This window comes from Bradyrhizobium sp. GW821-FHT12B03 (genome assembly GCF_058807535.1).
In genome coordinates, this window is sequence record NZ_JBXAQU010000006.1 from 40009 (window position 1) to 55980 (window position 15972).

Here is a 15972-nt window from a genome sequence, read left to right on the forward strand (position 1 = left end):
AGCGGCCGGCATCTCTTTGAAGAGTCCGAAAAGAATGGCGATCACGCTCTCTGGCGATCAGGCAATCCCCGCGCCGCCCTTGTCGTCGCGGCTGACCCCGGCGCAGGTCTGGGGCATCGCGCTGCTCGCGCCCTATCTGCTGGTCTTCCTCGCCTTCGTCGTCTATCCCGTCTGCTACGGGCTGTGGCTGGCGCGGGCACCGGCGAACTATGTCGCGCTCTACAACGATCCGATCTTCGCGCGCGCCGCGGTCAACACGCTGATCTTCCTGGTCATCGGCATCAACATCAAGATGCTGATCGCGTTGTTCCTGTCCGGCTTCTTCGCCCAGCAGCGCACCTGGATCAAATGGCTCTCGGTGATCTTCATCCTGCCCTGGGCGGTGCCGTCGATCCCGACCATCCTGTCGGTGCGTTTCATGCTCAATCCCGAATGGGGCGTGATCAACCACCTCATCTTCTCCTTCACCGGCGATGACGGCCCGAACTGGCTGAACGACCCGACCGTGGCGCTGACCATGGCGATCGCCGTGCACATCTGGAAGTCGCTGCCGTTCTGGACGCTGATCCTGATCACCGGACGCCTCGCGATCCCGCACGATCTGTTCGAGGCCGCCGAGGTGGACGGCGCGAGCTGGTGGCAGAAATTCCGCTTCATCACCTGGCCGTCGATGCAGACGCTCTACATCACCTGCACGCTGCTCTCGATGATCTGGACGCTCGGCGATTTCAACAGCGTCTACCTCCTCACCGGCGGCGGCCCGGCCGACCTCACGCACGTGCTGGCGACGCTCGGCATCCGCTATCTCCGGCTCGACCAGCTCTCGCTGGCGATGGCATCGATCGTCTGCGCAATGCCGTTCGTCCTGCCGCTCGTGTACTTCATGATGAAACGGTTGTCGCGATGAAGCTCCCCGGGTTGAGCGAATTTTCCTGGCGCGACGTCGCAGCCGAAGCGCGGTTGCTGCTGATCGGCATTCCCGTCTTCATCTGGACGATGGTCCCGATCTATCACATGTTCCTGTTCGCGATCTCTCCGAAGGAGGACGCGTTCTCGGGCAAGCTGTGGCCGGACCATCCGACGCTGCACAACTTCGAGATCGTGTTCAAGCAGCAGCACTACTTCCTGCGCGACTTCTACGTGCAGTTCTGGAATTCGCTGGTGATCGCGGCGGCCGTCGGCGCGTTGACGCTGTTCATCGCCACCGCGGCAGCGTTCTCGATCTCGCGGCTGCGCGTGCCCGGCGGGCGCATCGTGATGAATCTGGCGCTCTTCACCTATTTCATTCCGGCGGCGTTCCTCGCCGTGCCGATGTACCGGACCATGGGCAATTACGGCCTGCTCAACAATCACTGGGCGCTGATCCTGGCCATGGTCACGATCGCCAGCCCTTACGCGATCTGGGTGCTGAAGCAGGCTTCCGACAAGCTGCCGGTCGAGCTGGACGAAGCCGCCGTGATGGACGGCGCGACCACGCTCCAGATCTTCCGGCTGGTCTATCTGCCGCTGATGATGCCCTCGCTGGTCGCGATCGGCACCTACGCGGTGCTGCTCGCCTGGAACGAATATCTCTACGCGTTCCTGCTGCTTTCCAACGACCGCGAGCTCACGCTGCCCGTCGCGCTCGGCAACTTCCTCGCCGCCGACGATTCGCCGTGGGAGCTGCTGATGACCACCGGCTTCATCTACGCGCTGCCGCCGGCGGCGATCTACTACGCCTTCCGCCGCTACATGGTGGGCGGGCTCACCGCGGGTGCGGTGAAGTCCTAGGCAATGGTCATTCCGGGCCGCGCGCGGCGCGAACCCGGAACGACGCCTGTCATAACGGCGCCGCGCTCTCGCCCTGCGAGCTCGACAGCTTCGAGGCGAGCGAGGCAATCACGATGACGATCGCGATCAGGCCGATCACCAGCGTGCAGATCGCGTTGATCTCGGGCTTCACGCCGAGCCGCACCTCCGAATAGATCCGGATCGGCAAGGTCGCCGAGCCGGGACCGGTGGTGAAGCTCGCGATCACGAGATCATCGAGCGACAGGGTGAAGGCGAGCATCCAGCCGGCGACGATCGCGGGCGCGATCAGCGGCAGCGTGACGGCCACGAACGCGCGCAACGGGTTGCAGCCGAGGTCCATCGCTGCCTCTTCCAGCGAACGGTCGAGCGAGCCGAGACGGGACTGCACGACCACCGCGACGAAGCACATCGTCAGCGTGGTATGGGCGATCGTCACCGTCCAGAAGCCGCGCTCGGCGTTCAGCGCCACGAACAGCAGCAGCAACGACAATCCGGTGATCACCTCCGGCATCACCAGCGGCGCATAGAGCATGCCGGAGAACAGCGTGCGGCCGCGGAACCGCGCACCGCGCGACAGCGCCACGGCGGCGAGCGTGCCGAGCAGCGTCGCAATGGTCGCGGAGGAGACCGCCACCCGCAAGCTCATCCAGGCTGCCTCGATCATCGCGCGATCATTGAAGAACTCGTGATACCAGCGCAGCGACCAGCCGCCCCACACCGTCACCAGCCGCGAGGCGTTGAAGGAATAGATGACGAGGATCAGGATCGGCAGGTAGAGGAAGGCCAGCCCAAGCGCGAGCGAGGCGATGTTGAAGCGGGACAGGCGGGAGAGCTTGCGCATCGCCTCACCGCCCCTGTTCCAGTTGCCGCTTCTGCAGCCGTTCGTACAGCAACAGCGGCACCAGCAACACCACCAGCAGCACGATCGCGGCGGCGGACGCGACCGGCCAGTCCTTGTTGGTGAAGAATTCGAGCCACAGGGTCTGGCCGATCATCAGCGAGTTGGAGCCGGCCAGCAGATCCGGGATGACGAACTCGCCGACGATGGGGATGAAGCACAACAGCACGCCGGCCCCGACGCCGGGCAGCGACAGTGGAAAGGTGACGAGCCAGAACACCTGCCACGGCGGCGCGCCGAGATCGGAGGCCGCCTCCTCCAGCACCGGCTCCATCTTGGCGAGCGTCGCGTAGAGCGGCAGGATCATGAACGGAAGATAGGAATAGACGATGCCGATATACATCGCGGTGTCGGTGGAGAGCCACACCACCGGCTGGCTGACCAGATGCAGCGTCAGCAGGATCTGGTTGAGCAGGCCGTCGTGCTGAAGGATGTTGATCCAGGCATAGATGCGGATCAGGAACGAGGTCCAGAACGGCACGATCACCAGCACCATCGCCACCGCCTGCCAGCGCTTCGGCAGCCGCGCCATGCCATAGGCGATGGGGTAACCGATCAGGAGCAGCAGCGCAGTCGCGGTCACCGCGACCGTGAGGCTGCGCACATAGGCGAACACATAGATGTCGTCGGAGCCAAGCAGCCTGAAATTGTCGACCGACAGCGCGGCAAAGGCCGCCTTGAGCGCCTCCCATCCCGCCGTCAGGTCGAACACCGGCTCGTAAGGCGGCTGCGCAATCGCGGTCTGCGACAGGCTGATCTTGAGCACGAAGGCGAACGGCACCAGGAAGAACAGCACCATCCAGAGATAGGGCGCGATCGCGGCAAAACGCGCCGGCCGTGCGAAGATGCTGCGGGAGCTCATGACGGCAGCACCACGCAGTCGTCGGGCGTGAACCAGGCGACGACGTGCTGGTTCAGGCTGTAGGCGTCGACGTCAAGGCGCGCGCTGTTGGCCACGGAAGCCTGCACCATCCCGCCGGAATCGAGCTTCACCTTGTAGGTGGTGGTGCCGCCGAGATAGCAGATGTCGGCGACCACGCCGTCCAGCCGGTTGATCGCGGTTTCATGACCGGCTTCGCTCACGGGGCCGCGGCGCGACAGCTTGACCTTTTCAGGGCGGATCGCGACCGCAAATTTTCCGGCGCCGACCGGTTCGCGCGGCTCGGCCACCACCAGCGTGCCCGCATCGCGCGTGCCGATGACCAGGCGATGACCGTCGCGCAGTCTGGACTCACCGTCGAACAGATTGATGTCGCCGACGAACTCCGCGATCCAGCGCGAGCGCGGCGCCTCATAGAGCTCGCGGGGGGGCGCGACCTGGGCGAGCTTGCCGGCCTTCATCACACCGATCCGGCTCGCCATCGTCATCGCCTCCTCCTGGTCGTGCGTGACGATGATGAAGGTCATGCCGAGCCGGCGCTGGAGCTCCATCAGCTCGCCTTGCGTGCTTTCGCGCAGCTTCTTGTCCAGCGCTGCGAGCGGCTCGTCGAGCAGCAGAAGCTGCGGGCGGCGCGCCAGTGCGCGCGCCAGCGCGACGCGCTGACGCTGGCCACCGGAAAGCTGGTCGGGCTTGCGCTTCTCCAGCCCTTCGAGCTTCACCAGCGCGACCATCTCGGCCACGCGCGTGGCGATGTCGGCGCGCACCATGCCGGCGCGCTTCAGGCCGAAGGCGATGTTGTCGCGCACCGACAGGTGCGGAAACAACGCGTAGTTCTGGAACATCATGTTGATCGGACGCTCGTGCGGCAGCGCCCGCGCGATGTCCTTGCCCCCGAGCAGGATGCGCCCTTCGTCCGGCGCCTCGAAGCCGGCGAGCATGCGCAGCAGCGTGGTCTTGCCGCAGCCGCTGGGCCCGAGCAGCGCGAAAAACTCGCCCGCCTTGATCTCGAGCGAGACACCGTCCACGGCCCGGAACGTTCCGAACGTCTTGGCGACGCCCTCGATGCGCAGCAACGGCTGCGCCGCCGCCGGATACGCATCCGCGCCGAGCGCATCGGCTATGGCGTCTGTTCTGGGCAACTCGTCAGTCATGGTCCCTGCCACCCCCGATTCCGCCGCACGCTAGCGGCCGATCGTCCCTAGCTCAACCGGTTCGGGGCGGATGGTCCCAAATTGGCCTTCGTGCCGGACCTCAAGGGACGTATGATCGCAAACATGACCAAGTTGCTGGAGGAAACCATCGGGATCGCACGCCGACTACCCGCGGAGGCGCAGGACGACATTGCCCGGATCGTGCTGCAGCTTGCCGGCGTGGAAGTGAACGCTCACATCATCCTCTCGGACGATGAGAGAGTGGCAATTGCGAGATCCAAGGAGGCGGCTGCGCAGGGCAGATTCGCGACCGAAGCTCAAGTCCGGGCGACTTGGCGCAGATATCTCTAGCCCCGTAGCCCGGATGGAGCGCCAGCGTAATCCGGGACGGTCCGTCGGCGGTGAAACTTTCCCGGATTGCGCTTCGCTCCATCCGGGCTACGCCATGAACGCGGCCAGCGCGTCACGGTCCGCAACGGGCATGGTCAGGCCGAGCTTGGAGCGACGCCACAGGATATCCTCCGGGAAACGCGCCCATTCGCAGGCCATGAGATAGCGCACCTCGGCGCCGGTCAGCTCGGGGCCGAAGGCTGGGCCGAGCTCGTCGCGGCTCTTCGCCTCGCCGAGCACCGCCGGCAATCGCGAGCCATAGGCCCCAACCAGCCGCTGGGCCTCTGGCTCCGACAGAAAGCGCCAGCGGTCGCGGGCGAGGTCGACCTCGGTGTCGAAACGGTCCCAGGCGAAATCGCCGCCGGGCAGCGCCGCACCGCCAGTCCAGGGCGGCGACATCGGATAGAACGGGGTCAGCCGTGTCACCGCCCGCTCCGCGCGCCGGCGCGACGTCGTGACATCGCCGCCGAACATCGTGATCAGCGGCGCCTTGCGCCGGCGCGCATGGAACAGCGTTGTGCCGTCACGTCCTCGCGCGGACGCCAGCGTCAGGTTGACGCCGGACACCGTGCGGACCACGTCGGTCGGGCCGATGCGCTCGCGGAAATAGCGGCTGGCGGCGTCGCAGAGATAGCTGACGTCGGCCCCGGGCATCGCCACGATGGCGGGATCGCCGGTGAAGGCATGCGTGACCGTGCCGATCAGCGTGAAGTCGCGCTCGAAGGGCCGGGCGAAGATCAGCCGTCCATCATGGTTCTGGAAGACATAGACGTTGTCGGACTCGAACAGCCTGGGCACGACGATCTGGCTCATCTGCGTGGCCGCCATCGCGGGCTGCGGCTGCCGCAGCACGGTGTCCGCCACCATCGACGTCCAGCCGCCGGTGGCGTTGGCGAGCGCACGCGCCGTGATCGTGCGGCGGTGGCCGCGATCGACCACCGCGAGCCGCCAGATGTCGGTTCGGTCGGCGCGGACGCAGCGCGCTCCGGTCCGGATCATTGCACCGCGTTCGGCGGCATCGAGTGCCGTGAGCACCACAAGGCGGGAATCGTCGACGACGCAGTCCGAATATTCGAAGGCGATGCCGAACGGACGCTTCAGCGCATTGCCGACGGGATGGTGCGTGATGTCGAGCGTCGCTGATGGCGGCAGACCGCCCCGGTTCGCAAGACCATCATAAACATACAGACCGGCCCGCAGCAGCCAGGGCGGACGCTCGTCGGAATGGGCAGGGATCACGAAACGCATCGGCCGGACCAGATGCGGCGCGATCCGAAGCCAGGTCGGGCGCTCGGCAAGTGCCCGGCGCACCCGCCAGAACCCGCGGCGCTCCAGCACCGACAGATCGCCATGGATCAGCCGCGGCGTCGCCGACGAGGCGGCGCCGCCGAGATCGCCCTGCTCGAACAGAATGACCCGCAGGCCGCGGCCGGCTGCATCGCGCGCAAGGCTGACACCGTTCAGGCCGCCGCCGATGATCGCAAGATCGTAATCCGCCATGAAGCCGTCGAGAGGGAGCGAAGTCGCCTCCTCACTAACCGGTTTTGAGCGCAAGCTCCATGGTCTCGGCGCGGCCGACGAGATCGGCATATTTCCCGATCGGCAGCGGCTTGCCGAGCAGATAGCCCTGCACGCCGTCGCAGCCCTCCTTGGCGAGGAAGGCGAGCTGGTCGAGCGTCTCGACGCCCTCGGCAATGATGGACATTTCGAGGCCGTGGCCAAGATCGATCACGGCGCGCACGATCGCCGCCGATTGCGGGTTGCGGCCGAGATTGATGATGAAGGCGCGGTCGATCTTGATCTTGTCGAACGGGAACGCCTGGAGATAGCTCAGCGAGGAATAGCCGCTGCCGAAATCGTCCATGGAGATGCGCACGCCCAGCGCCTTCAACCGGCGCAGCAGTGCAAGACCCCTGTCGAAATCCTCGATCAGCACGCCCTCGGTGATTTCCAGCTCGAGCCGGCCGGGCGCGAGCCCGGTTTCGATCAGGATGGAATGGACCAGCCCGACGACGTCGCCGTGCATGAACTGCGCCGGCGACAGATTGACCGCGACCTGGAGCGGCTTCGGCCAGGACGCCGCCTCACGGCAGGCCTCGCGCAGGATCCACTCGCCCATCTCGACGATCAGGCCGCTCTCCTCGGCGATCGGAATGAATTCGGCCGGCGAGACCTGGCCGCGCACCGGATGCTGCCAGCGCGCCAACGCCTCGAAGCCGATGATCTCGCTCTCGGCGACGCTGTGGCCCGCGGCGCCCTGCGGCTGGAAGGCGAGCGAGAGCTCGCCGTTCTTGATCGCCATCGAGAGGTCCTGATGCAGCACGCGGCGATCGCGGATCTGCTGGTCCATCTCGGGCTGGTAGAGGCTGATCGTGCCGCGCGATTTCTGCTTGGCGCGGAACAGCGCCGCGCCGGCATTGGCGAGCAGCGAGGCGGCATCAGCGCCATTGTGCGGGAAGACCGACATGCCGGTGGTGACGCCGGCACGGACCGGCCGGCCGTCGATCTGGAATTCCCGGGCCACGGCCTCGCCGATCTGCTGCGCCAGCGCAAGACCCGCCTCCGGCTGCTTGCCGTCGATGATCAGGCCGAACTCGTCGCCGGACAGGCGCGCCACCACGCCGCCGCGCGCGGAATCCTGGAGCCGCTGGGCGACCTCGATCAGGAGCTTGTCGCCGAGTGCATGGCCGAAGACGTCGTTGACCTCCTTGAGGCCGTCGAGGTCGACGCAGAGCACGGCGAACTCCTCGCCGGTGCCTTCGCAGGCCTCGATCATCTGGGTCAGCGCCTGCAGGAAGGCGGCGCGGTTCGGCAGATCGGTCAGGCCATCATGATAGGCCATGTGCGCCATGCGCGACTCGGTCTGCCGGCGGTCGGTGACGTCTTCGTGGGTCTTGATCAGATATTGCGGCTCGCCGGCATCACTGAGCACGGTGGCGCGGCGGGTCAGGAACAGCCGCAGGCCGTCCTTGGTGGAGATCGGATGCTCCTCGGTGATCATCCCGCGTTTCTTGATCGCGGCCTCGTCGCGCGCGATGATCAGCTTGGCTTCCTTGGGATTGAAGATGTCGGACGCGGTCAGGCCCGTGGCTTCCTCGCGCCTGCGGTTGAGGATCGTCTCGGCGCTGCGATTGGCGAGCAGATAGCGGCCGTCCTTGACCTGCTCCACGATCAACGCCACCGGGATGTTGTCGACCACGAGCTCGAGGAACTTCTTGGTGCTCTCCAGCTCCTGCGACAGCGAGCGGCGGTCGGTGATGTCCTCGAACACGATCAGCAGGAATTCGGGCTTGTTGTTCTCGTTGCGGACCACGATCCGGATCGAGGCCACCATGCGCCGCGCGCCGCTGCGGTCGACCTCGAACTCGTTGCGGAACTGGCCGTCCGGCGAATTGAGCGCCGCCCGGTCGGTCGCCTCGATGCTGGCCGCCGAGACGGGCGCAAACAGCTCGCACGCGTTCTTGCCGACGACCTGGTCCCGCGAGAAACCCCAGAAGCGCTCATAGGCGCTGTTGGCGAAGATGTAGCAGCCGTCCTCGATGTTCTTGGCGGCCACGCAGGCCGGGACGTTGTCCAGCACCGTTTCCAGGAACTGCTTGGTGGAGGCGAGCTGTCGCGACAACCTGCGCTGCTCGCTGACGTCCAGATGTGTCGCCACCGAGCCGCCGTTCGGCAGCACGAAATATTTCACCAGGATGGACCGGCCGTCCGGAAGTTCGGTGATCAAGCCGTTGGTGCTCGCCGCCTTGTCGTAGAACTCTTCGTCGGAGGCGCCGCCGAGGACCCCGCGCTTGCGTCGCAGCTCGAGAAGTTCGTAGCCGTCCATGTCGGCCCACAGATCCGACCGCGACAGGCCGTAGATCTCGAGATAGCGGTCGTTGCAGAAGATGATGCGCCGCTGCGCATCGGTCATCACCACGCCCTGATTGAGATTGTTCATGGCGGAGGAGACGAAGGCGTTGCGCCGCAGTTGCAACCGCCTGGTCCGCCGCAGAGCGGAATGGATCCACAACGCGATGGCCACCAGGAACGCGCAGACGACGATGCCCCCGATCAGGGCTTCCCAGATCAGGTTGGGATCGAGCTTGCCGAGCGAGCTCGGCGCCTCGAAGCCGTCCGACAGCGCAAAGGCACGCGCAGGCACGACCGTGCCGGCCAGGCACACGACGGCCTGTACAGCAATCGGCATCATGCTGTCCGCGTGCCAGTTCTTCTCAGCCATCAGCCACCCGCGATTTCAACGTCGGATTGTCTGGCTTCACGGGTTTGGATCGGGTAAACGCCTGTACGCGCAACAGAAAAATGTGACGTGAAATACGGCAATTGCCCTGACATGATAAATGCTTCCTTAACGGAAAATGCCCCCTCGCCCTCGTTCTCAGGCTTGATGCCACCGACGCTTCCAGCGGACCTCCTGCACAACCATGGATAGGGTCGACTGCATCGTCATCGGAGCCGGCGTGGTCGGGCTCGCGGTGGCTCGAAAGCTCGCCCAGGCCGGGCGCGAGGTCATCGTGCTCGAGGAAGCCGAGGCCATCGGCACCATCACCTCCTCGCGCAACAGCGAGGTGATCCATGCCGGGATCTACTACCGCGCCGGGAGCTGGATGGCGCGCATGTGCGTCGACGGCAAGCATGCGCTCTACCGCTACTGCGGCGAGCGCGGCATCCCGCACAGGAATTGCGGCAAGCTGATCGTCGCGACCAATGCGAAGGAAACCGAGAAGCTGCAATCGATCAAGGCGCACGCCGAAGCCAACGGCGTGCTCGACATGCAGCTGCTCACAGGCGAGGCCGCACGCGCGCTGGAGCCGGCGCTCGCCTGCGACGCCGCGCTGCTCTCGCCCTCGACCGGCATCATCGACAGCCACGCCTACATGCTCTCGCTCCGCGGTGAGGCCGAGGAAGCCGGCGCAGCCTTCGCGTTCCACACCCCGCTGATCCGCGCCAAGGTGGTCGCCGGCGTGATCGAGGTCGAGGCCGGCGGCGAGGCGCCGATGACGCTGCAATGCAGCCTCCTCGTCAACGCTGCGGGCCTCGCGGCGACGACGGTGGCGCGCACCATCGACGGCATGCCGCTGGACCGGATTCCGCCGGCCTATCTCGCCAAGGGAAACTACTTCAGCTGCAACGCCAGGGCACCGTTCTCGCGCCTGATCTATCCGGTGCCCGAGCCCGGCGGCCTCGGCGTGCATTTGACGCTGGATATGGCGGGGCAGGCGCGCTTCGGCCCTGACGTCGAGTGGATCGAGACGATCAACTACGAGGTCGATCCGTCACGCGCCGAGCGCTTCTATCCGGCGATCCGAAAGTACTGGCCGACGCTGCCCGACGGCGCATTGATGCCGAGCTATTCGGGCATCCGCCCGAAGATCGTGCCGCCGGCGGTGGCCACGCAGGACTTCCTGATGCAGGGCCCGCGCGATCACGGCATCGCAGGCCTGATCAACCTGTTCGGCATCGAATCGCCGGGACTGACGTCCTCGCTCGCGATCGCAGATCACGTCGCCGAGCTCGCAGACATTTAAACGCCGCGCAAAGATCTTTGCACGGTCAAGCACCTTCCAGCAGGGATGAGCGCAACGGCACTCACCCCTGCCTGAAAGGGTGCGATCAAACTCTACGCTGATACGGGGGTTACTAGTGAAGCGTGTCGCCGGTGTGCTTCAGACGCTCGATCTGGTCCTTGACCATCAACTTCCGGCGCTTCAACTCAACAATTTGCAGGTCGTCTGTTGAAAGGTGCACGAGAGCTTCGTGCAATTCGTTTTCGAGAGTTTTGTGCTTCCGTTCCAATTCAACCAGATGTGCCTGAATTGTCATTCGAAACCTCCTCGGTAGGGGTGAACCTTGGATTCGATCCGGACGAGGAAGTGTACATCACCGATTCGTTCTGTCGATGGGTATCCGTCGTCGTAGCGTCATTTTTGAAAATTCATATGTAACGAAGCGTGAGTAAGGGAACCACGTTGGAAAAATCCATGATATCAATGCGCTTGCGCAGCGCCGCAACGAACCATCGAAATATCTTGCGAGAGATCGGTGAGCGACGGCCCGAGATCGCTTGCGGTCACGGCGCGCAAGGACGATAATTTCCACAGGGCATCCACAGCCTTAATCTCACGCCTATCGGTTTTTCGGCCACCGCAGACATGACCCATGAAGACGAGCGCGAACTCGAAGCCGAGCTCGCCCGGTTGCAGCAGGAACACCGAGATCTCGACGCGGCGATCGATGCCCTGCATCAATCGCCTGCCCCCGACCTATTGCGGCTACAGCGGCTGAAGAAGCGCAAGCTGTTGTTACGCGACAGGATCGCGTTCATCGAAGACCAGATCACGCCCGACATCATCGCCTGATCCGTATCGCCTGATCCGTGAGCGGCCTTTTCGCGGCGGCCCGCCGCATCTGAATCCACTTGACTCCAAAAGAACAAAATAGGAACATTTGGACGTTCAACGCCCCAGGAACCGCCCAAGGACAACCCGCAAGGACACCGCAGATGTCGGCAACCGCCCTTCTCGACAACAGCCATTATGAACAGGCCTGCGATCAGGCGATCGCGATGTGCGACGGCAATCTGCGCAGCACCATCAAGGCGCTGATCATGGCCAACGAATATCTGGAGGCAGAGCTGGAGGAATTGCAGGCGGCGATCTCCGCCGGCTGCATTCCGGAGACCTCTCGCAGCAAGGCGCGGAGCAGCGCCGCCTAATGTTGATGACCGGAGCAACGCCATGTCGGACGTCACCTACTACGTTGCAATGCCCTTCCTGATCGATGAGGACGGATCGCCGGTCGCGGGCGCGGCCGAGGAATGTCAGTCCTCAACGGCAGCGCTGCGGCGCGCCGAGATTCTGGCACGCGGTGCCGGCCATATCGGCGCGGTCGCATTTTGCCGCAGCGGCGATCCCATGACCGGCGAATTCGGCGACGCCACGCTGCTGCGCAAATTCGGCAACGTGCCGGAAGATCTCGCCACGCTCTGAAGGTCAGTTGCCGAGAAGGTCAGTTGCTGACGAGCCTGATCCGCGGCTCGTGCCGCCGGCGCGCCTTGCGGACATACATGGCGGCATCGGCCTCTTCCAGGGCGCGGCCTGCATCGGAGTGCGCCCCCAGCAGCGCGACGCCGGCGGAAGCGCCCGCGGTCACATGCTGGCCGCGAAAGACGAAGGATAATTCGTCGATCGCCTGCTCGAAGGCCGCGGCCTTGGCCTTGGCATCGGTCTCGTTGAGATTCCACAGCAGCAGCGCGAACTCGTCGCCGCCGAGCCGGCCGACGACATCAGAGGCGCGAACCTGCCGCGTCAGCGCGCCGACGATCGCCTTGAGCACTTCGTCGCCGGCAGCGTGGCCGAAGGAATCGTTGATCGGCTTCAGCCGATCGACGTCGAGCACGATCAGCGCGCCGGTGGCGCGATAGCGCTTCATGTAGGCAATGGCGCGCGCAAGCTCGCGCTCGAAGCCGCGCCGGTTCGGAATCTCGAGCAGGAAATCGGTGTCGGCGGCCGCCTCGAGTTCCGAGATCCGCCGCATGGCCGCCTTGAGCTTGCTCCGCAGGCCGCGGATGGTCTTGGCGTCCTGCCTGGCGCCGTCGTCGGCCGACGCGCCGCGCCGCGCGGCCTTGGCCGGGCGGCTGGCCGGCCCCTTGGGGGCTGCTTTGGATCGGCTGGCGCTGGTCTTCCGGCCCTTTTTGGCCTTCGCAGCGTTCGCCCTTTTTGGTTTCTTCATGGGCATCCTGCTCAATGAAGGCTTGCGGGGATTCACCAAGACAGGATAGTGCATTCCCTTCTCCTTGCCACCGCCTTGCGATCCGCCGGCCGGAACCGTTAGTCTGGCCTATGTTTCTGTTTTCCCGAGAACAATTGACGTCATGACCGCGCCGATCGCCATTATCATGGGAAGCCAGTCGGACTGGGACACGATGCGGCATGCCGCCGACACGCTCGAGGCGCTCGGCGTTGCCGCCGAGACCCGCATCGTTTCGGCACACCGCACGCCCGACCGGCTGGTCGCTTTCGCCAAGGGCGCCAAGGCGGCGGGTTACAAGATCATCATCGCCGGCGCGGGCGGCGCAGCACATCTGCCGGGCATGGCGGCGGCGCTGACGGAACTCCCGGTCTTCGGCGTTCCCGTCGAATCGAAGACGCTCAAGGGCATCGATTCGCTCTATTCGATCGTCCAGATGCCCGCGGGCATCCCGGTCGGCACCCTCGCCATCGGCAAGGCAGGCGCGATCAACGCGGCGCTGCTTGCTGCCGCCGTGCTGGCACTGTCCGACCCCGCCTTGTCCGACCGCCTCGCTGCCTGGCGCAAGGCGCAGACCGAGGCGGTTGCCGATCGCCCGGAGGACAAGGCGTGACCGACGCAAAGCAGGTGAAGCTGAAGCCCGGCGACACCATCGGAATCCTCGGCGGCGGACAATTGGGGCGGATGCTGGCGATGGCCGCGGCGCGGCTCGGCCTGCGCTGCCAGGTGTTCTCGCCCGATCCGGACTCGCCGGCCTTCGACGTCGTGCTGAACGCAACCTGCGCCGAATATGCCGATGTCGAGGCGCTTGAGCTGTTCGCCAACGACGTCGACGTCATCACCTACGAATTCGAGAACGTGCCGGCGGCCGCCGCGATGGTGCTGGACGCACGGCGCCCGGTGCTGCCCAACCGCAAGATCCTCGAGACCACCCAGGACCGGCTCGCCGAGAAGGATTTCGTCACCCGGCTCGGCATCGGCACCGCTGCTTACGCCGACGTCACCTCGGTCTCCGCGCTGCGCGAGGCGATCGTCAGGATCGGCCTCCCGGCCGTGCTGAAAACCCGCCGCTTCGGCTATGACGGCAAGGGCCAGGCCATCATCCGCGAAGGCGACGACATCGCCAAGGTGTGGACCAGCCTCGCCACCAAATCGGCGATCCTGGAAGCCTTCATCCCGTACGAGCGTGAGATCTCCGTGATCGCCGCGCGCTCGGCATCGGGCCAGGTCGAGTGCTTCGACGTCACCGAGAACGAGCATCGCGACCACATTCTGAAGATATCGCGCGCGCCAGCGCAGATTCCGGATGCGCTCGCAGAGGAAGCGCGCAGCATCGCCGGCAAGATCGCGAGCGCGCTCGATTATGTCGGCGTGCTGGCGGTGGAGATGTTCGTGCTCGCCAATGGCACCGGACCGAAGGTGCTGGTCAACGAGATCGCGCCGCGCGTGCACAATTCCGGACACTGGACGCTCGACGGCGCCTCCGTCTCGCAGTTCGAGCAGCACATCCGCGCCATCGCCGGCTGGCCGCTCGGCAAGCCGGTGCGTCATGGCGAGATCGTCACCATGACCAATCTGATCGGCGACGAGATCAACGATTACGAGACGTGGCTGAGCGTGCCGGGCGCAACCGTGCACATCTACGGCAAGGGCGCGCCGCGCCCCGGCCGCAAGATGGGCCATGTCACCGAAGTCCGGCCGGCCAAGAACACGTGACGGGACCGCAGCGAATGCTGCGATCCCGCTTCGCAATCACGCCGTCTTGACGCCTGCGACCACGCCGGCCGGCTCTTCGCTGAGCCAGCGATAGATCACCCCGCCCAGCGCGCCGCCGATCAGCGGTGCGACCCAGAACAGCCAGAGCTGCGCCATCGCCCAGCCACCAACGAACAGTGCGGGGCCCGTGCTGCGCGCCGGGTTCACCGAGGTGTTGGTGACGGGAATGCTGACGAGATGGATCATCACCAGTGCGAGCCCGATCGCGAGCGGCGCGAAGCCCGCGGGCGCACGGCCGTGGGTGGCGCCCATGATGACGAACAGGAACATCATGGTCATCACCACCTCGGTGAGGAAGCAGACGACCATGCTGTACTGACCGGGCGAATGCGCATCATACCCGTTCGACGCGAAGCCCTTGGTGACGTCGAAGCCGGGGGCACCGCTGGCGATGATATAGAGCAGTTCGGCGGCAACGATCGCACCGCAGACCTGCGCGATCACGTAGGGCAGGATCTGGCCAGCCGGAAAGCGCCCGCCGGCGGCGAGGCCGACCGTGACGGCCGGATTGAGATGACAGCCCGAGATGTGGCCGATCGCGTAGGCCATGGTGACCACGCTCAAGCCGAAAGCCAGGGACACGCCGACCAGACCGATCCCGACCTGCGGGAAGCCGGCCGCGATCACCGCGCTGCCGCAGCCTGCGAATGTGAGCCAGAAGGTGCCGATGGCCTCGGCGGCATATTTCTTCATATCCATGTGTCGTCCCCTGATTTCAAAGTTTCCGGAACAAAGCTCCGGTCGCGGCCCCGCCAAAGACGCTAAATCTCCCAAATCGGGGCCACACAGAGGTCTTTTCGCCTCATTTAATGGCTGAACTTGGCCCGAAAACCCGCTTGGCCGGTGGACATCCCAGGTTTTGTCTGATACATCCGCGCGCTCAAGGCTAAGGGCTTGCGCGTTTTGCCATCCCCTTTGACTTACCAGAATTCAAATCCGATCCACTGAAGAGGATGCCGCGTGCAGGTTCTCGTTCGCGATAACAACGTCGATCAAGCCCTCAAGGCGCTGAAGAAGAAGATGCAGCGCGAGGGCATTTTCCGCGAGATGAAGCTCCGCGGTCACTACGAAAAGCCCTCCGAGAAGAAGGCCCGTGAAAAGGCCGAAGCCGTGCGCCGTGCGCGCAAGCTGGCCCGCAAGAAGCTCCAGCGCGAAGGCCTGCTGCCGATGAAGCCGAAGCCGGTGTTCGGCGCTGGCCCCGGTGGCGAGCGCGGCGGTCGTAGCGGCCCGGGTGCCGGTCCGCGCGGTCCGCGCTGATTTGCCGAACCTGTAAGACCAGTTTTCCAAGACTTCAGTTTTCGATGACGCGGGCCGCTGGCCCGCGTTATTGTTTGTGA

Annotated in this window: 18 protein-coding genes; 10 read left to right on the top strand and 8 right to left on the bottom strand. The window is 65.1% G+C overall.

Annotated elements, in window-relative coordinates; translation table 11 throughout:
* Window positions 1–34: 34 nt before the first annotated feature.
* Entirely contained in the window at window positions 35–907 is an 873-nt protein-coding gene (locus AC1RUR_RS13575; protein WP_492844704.1) for a carbohydrate ABC transporter permease, read from the top strand.
* Window positions 904–1770: a carbohydrate ABC transporter permease gene (locus AC1RUR_RS13580; protein WP_492844705.1), complete on the top strand. Its 867-nt coding sequence runs from the start codon at window positions 904–906 to the stop codon at window positions 1768–1770. Before AC1RUR_RS13575 ends, AC1RUR_RS13580 begins: the two co-directional genes overlap by 4 nt.
* Before the next feature lie 49 nt (window positions 1771–1819).
* Here the strand turns inward: AC1RUR_RS13580 and AC1RUR_RS13585 are convergent, their stop codons facing one another.
* Genes AC1RUR_RS13585 through AC1RUR_RS13595 form a run of 3 tightly spaced genes read right to left on the bottom strand, consistent with a single transcriptional unit; the run spans window position 1820 to window position 4720 of the window.
* Window positions 1820–2632 (bottom strand): ABC transporter permease, encoded by an 813-nt coding sequence (locus AC1RUR_RS13585; RefSeq protein WP_492844706.1) that lies wholly within the window; start codon window positions 2630–2632, stop codon window positions 1820–1822.
* Window positions 2633–2636: 4 nt separating this feature from the next.
* Window positions 2637–3551: an ABC transporter permease gene (locus AC1RUR_RS13590; RefSeq protein WP_492844707.1), complete on the bottom strand. Its 915-nt coding sequence runs from the start codon at window positions 3549–3551 to the stop codon at window positions 2637–2639.
* Entirely contained in the window at window positions 3548–4720 is a 1173-nt protein-coding gene (locus AC1RUR_RS13595; protein WP_492844708.1) for an ABC transporter ATP-binding protein, read from the bottom strand. Before AC1RUR_RS13595 ends, AC1RUR_RS13590 begins: the two co-directional genes overlap by 4 nt.
* 123 nt (window positions 4721–4843) lie before the next feature.
* Here AC1RUR_RS13595 and AC1RUR_RS13600 point away from each other — a divergent pair, with 123 nt between their 5' ends.
* On the top strand, window positions 4844–5071 hold the full coding sequence (locus AC1RUR_RS13600) for a hypothetical protein (protein WP_492844709.1): 228 nt from the start codon (window positions 4844–4846) through the stop codon (window positions 5069–5071).
* Window positions 5072–5158: 87 nt separating this feature from the next.
* On the opposite strand, the gene AC1RUR_RS13605 is transcribed toward AC1RUR_RS13600, so the two are convergent.
* Window positions 5159–6610, bottom strand: a complete 1452-nt coding sequence (locus AC1RUR_RS13605; protein WP_492844710.1) for a glycerol-3-phosphate dehydrogenase — start codon at window positions 6608–6610, stop codon at window positions 5159–5161.
* A 34-nt stretch (window positions 6611–6644) separates the two neighbouring features.
* A complete protein-coding gene (locus AC1RUR_RS13610; protein WP_492844711.1) occupies window positions 6645–9332 on the bottom strand; it encodes a sensor domain-containing protein in 2688 nt (895 codons plus the stop codon).
* A gap of 202 nt (window positions 9333–9534) precedes the next feature.
* Between AC1RUR_RS13610 and AC1RUR_RS13615 the strand changes: the two genes are divergently transcribed.
* Window positions 9535–10638 carry an NAD(P)/FAD-dependent oxidoreductase gene (locus AC1RUR_RS13615; protein WP_492844712.1) on the top strand — a complete coding sequence of 368 codons (1104 nt, stop codon included), beginning with the start codon at window positions 9535–9537 and terminating at the stop codon, window positions 10636–10638.
* Window positions 10639–10750: 112 nt separating this feature from the next.
* On the opposite strand, the gene AC1RUR_RS13620 is transcribed toward AC1RUR_RS13615, so the two are convergent.
* Window positions 10751–10933 carry a YdcH family protein gene (locus AC1RUR_RS13620; RefSeq protein WP_008131172.1) on the bottom strand — a complete coding sequence of 61 codons (183 nt, stop codon included), beginning with the start codon at window positions 10931–10933 and terminating at the stop codon, window positions 10751–10753.
* Window positions 10934–11262: 329 nt separating this feature from the next.
* Here AC1RUR_RS13620 and AC1RUR_RS13625 point away from each other — a divergent pair, with 329 nt between their 5' ends.
* The 3 genes from AC1RUR_RS13625 (at window position 11263) to AC1RUR_RS13635 (ending at window position 12099) form a co-directional block, all read left to right on the top strand.
* Window positions 11263–11469, top strand: a complete 207-nt coding sequence (locus AC1RUR_RS13625) for a YdcH family protein (RefSeq protein WP_027545541.1) — start codon at window positions 11263–11265, stop codon at window positions 11467–11469.
* A gap of 143 nt (window positions 11470–11612) precedes the next feature.
* A complete protein-coding gene (locus AC1RUR_RS13630) occupies window positions 11613–11825 on the top strand; it encodes a hypothetical protein (RefSeq protein WP_027545542.1) in 213 nt (70 codons plus the stop codon).
* Between the two features lie 22 nt (window positions 11826–11847).
* On the top strand, window positions 11848–12099 hold the full coding sequence (locus tag AC1RUR_RS13635) for a hypothetical protein (RefSeq protein ID WP_492844713.1): 252 nt from the start codon (window positions 11848–11850) through the stop codon (window positions 12097–12099).
* A 19-nt stretch (window positions 12100–12118) separates the two neighbouring features.
* Here the strand turns inward: AC1RUR_RS13635 and AC1RUR_RS13640 are convergent, their stop codons facing one another.
* Complete coding sequence (locus AC1RUR_RS13640) at window positions 12119–12841, bottom strand: GGDEF domain-containing protein (RefSeq protein ID WP_492844715.1); 723 nt, start codon at window positions 12839–12841, stop codon at window positions 12119–12121.
* A gap of 142 nt (window positions 12842–12983) precedes the next feature.
* Between AC1RUR_RS13640 and purE the strand changes: the two genes are divergently transcribed.
* Together purE and AC1RUR_RS13650 are read left to right on the top strand one after the other, a co-directional pair.
* On the top strand, window positions 12984–13472 hold the full coding sequence (gene purE / locus AC1RUR_RS13645; RefSeq protein WP_492844717.1) for a 5-(carboxyamino)imidazole ribonucleotide mutase: 489 nt from the start codon (window positions 12984–12986) through the stop codon (window positions 13470–13472).
* Window positions 13469–14575 (top strand): 5-(carboxyamino)imidazole ribonucleotide synthase, encoded by a 1107-nt coding sequence (locus AC1RUR_RS13650; protein WP_492844719.1) that lies wholly within the window; start codon window positions 13469–13471, stop codon window positions 14573–14575. Before purE ends, AC1RUR_RS13650 begins: the two co-directional genes overlap by 4 nt.
* A gap of 36 nt (window positions 14576–14611) precedes the next feature.
* On the opposite strand, the gene aqpZ is transcribed toward AC1RUR_RS13650, so the two are convergent.
* Window positions 14612–15334, bottom strand: a complete 723-nt coding sequence (aqpZ, locus tag AC1RUR_RS13655; protein ID WP_492844721.1) for an aquaporin Z — start codon at window positions 15332–15334, stop codon at window positions 14612–14614.
* A 261-nt stretch (window positions 15335–15595) separates the two neighbouring features.
* On the opposite strand from aqpZ, the gene rpsU reads away from it, so the two are divergent.
* Window positions 15596–15892, top strand: a complete 297-nt coding sequence (gene rpsU, locus AC1RUR_RS13660; RefSeq protein WP_092291984.1) for a 30S ribosomal protein S21 — start codon at window positions 15596–15598, stop codon at window positions 15890–15892.
* Window positions 15893–15972 lie beyond the last annotated feature (80 nt).

Coding starts and splice junctions, on each gene's coding strand:
- AC1RUR_RS13575 (WP_492844704.1), top strand. CDS start 35: ATGGCGATCACGCTCTCTGGCGATCAGGCAATCCCCGCGCCGCCCTTG.
- AC1RUR_RS13580 (WP_492844705.1), top strand. CDS start 904: ATGAAGCTCCCCGGGTTGAGCGAATTTTCCTGGCGCGACGTCGCAGCC.
- AC1RUR_RS13585 (WP_492844706.1), bottom strand. CDS start 2,632: ATGCGCAAGCTCTCCCGCCTGTCCCGCTTCAACATCGCCTCGCTCGCG.
- AC1RUR_RS13590 (WP_492844707.1), bottom strand. CDS start 3,551: ATGAGCTCCCGCAGCATCTTCGCACGGCCGGCGCGTTTTGCCGCGATC.
- AC1RUR_RS13595 (WP_492844708.1), bottom strand. CDS start 4,720: ATGACTGACGAGTTGCCCAGAACAGACGCCATAGCCGATGCGCTCGGC.
- AC1RUR_RS13600 (WP_492844709.1), top strand. CDS start 4,844: ATGACCAAGTTGCTGGAGGAAACCATCGGGATCGCACGCCGACTACCC.
- AC1RUR_RS13605 (WP_492844710.1), bottom strand. CDS start 6,610: ATGGCGGATTACGATCTTGCGATCATCGGCGGCGGCCTGAACGGTGTC.
- AC1RUR_RS13610 (WP_492844711.1), bottom strand. CDS start 9,332: ATGGCTGAGAAGAACTGGCACGCGGACAGCATGATGCCGATTGCTGTA.
- AC1RUR_RS13615 (WP_492844712.1), top strand. CDS start 9,535: ATGGATAGGGTCGACTGCATCGTCATCGGAGCCGGCGTGGTCGGGCTC.
- AC1RUR_RS13620 (WP_008131172.1), bottom strand. CDS start 10,933: ATGACAATTCAGGCACATCTGGTTGAATTGGAACGGAAGCACAAAACT.
- AC1RUR_RS13625 (WP_027545541.1), top strand. CDS start 11,263: ATGACCCATGAAGACGAGCGCGAACTCGAAGCCGAGCTCGCCCGGTTG.
- AC1RUR_RS13630 (WP_027545542.1), top strand. CDS start 11,613: ATGTCGGCAACCGCCCTTCTCGACAACAGCCATTATGAACAGGCCTGC.
- AC1RUR_RS13635 (WP_492844713.1), top strand. CDS start 11,848: ATGTCGGACGTCACCTACTACGTTGCAATGCCCTTCCTGATCGATGAG.
- AC1RUR_RS13640 (WP_492844715.1), bottom strand. CDS start 12,841: ATGAAGAAACCAAAAAGGGCGAACGCTGCGAAGGCCAAAAAGGGCCGG.
- purE (WP_492844717.1), top strand. CDS start 12,984: ATGACCGCGCCGATCGCCATTATCATGGGAAGCCAGTCGGACTGGGAC.
- aqpZ (WP_492844721.1), bottom strand. CDS start 15,334: ATGGATATGAAGAAATATGCCGCCGAGGCCATCGGCACCTTCTGGCTC.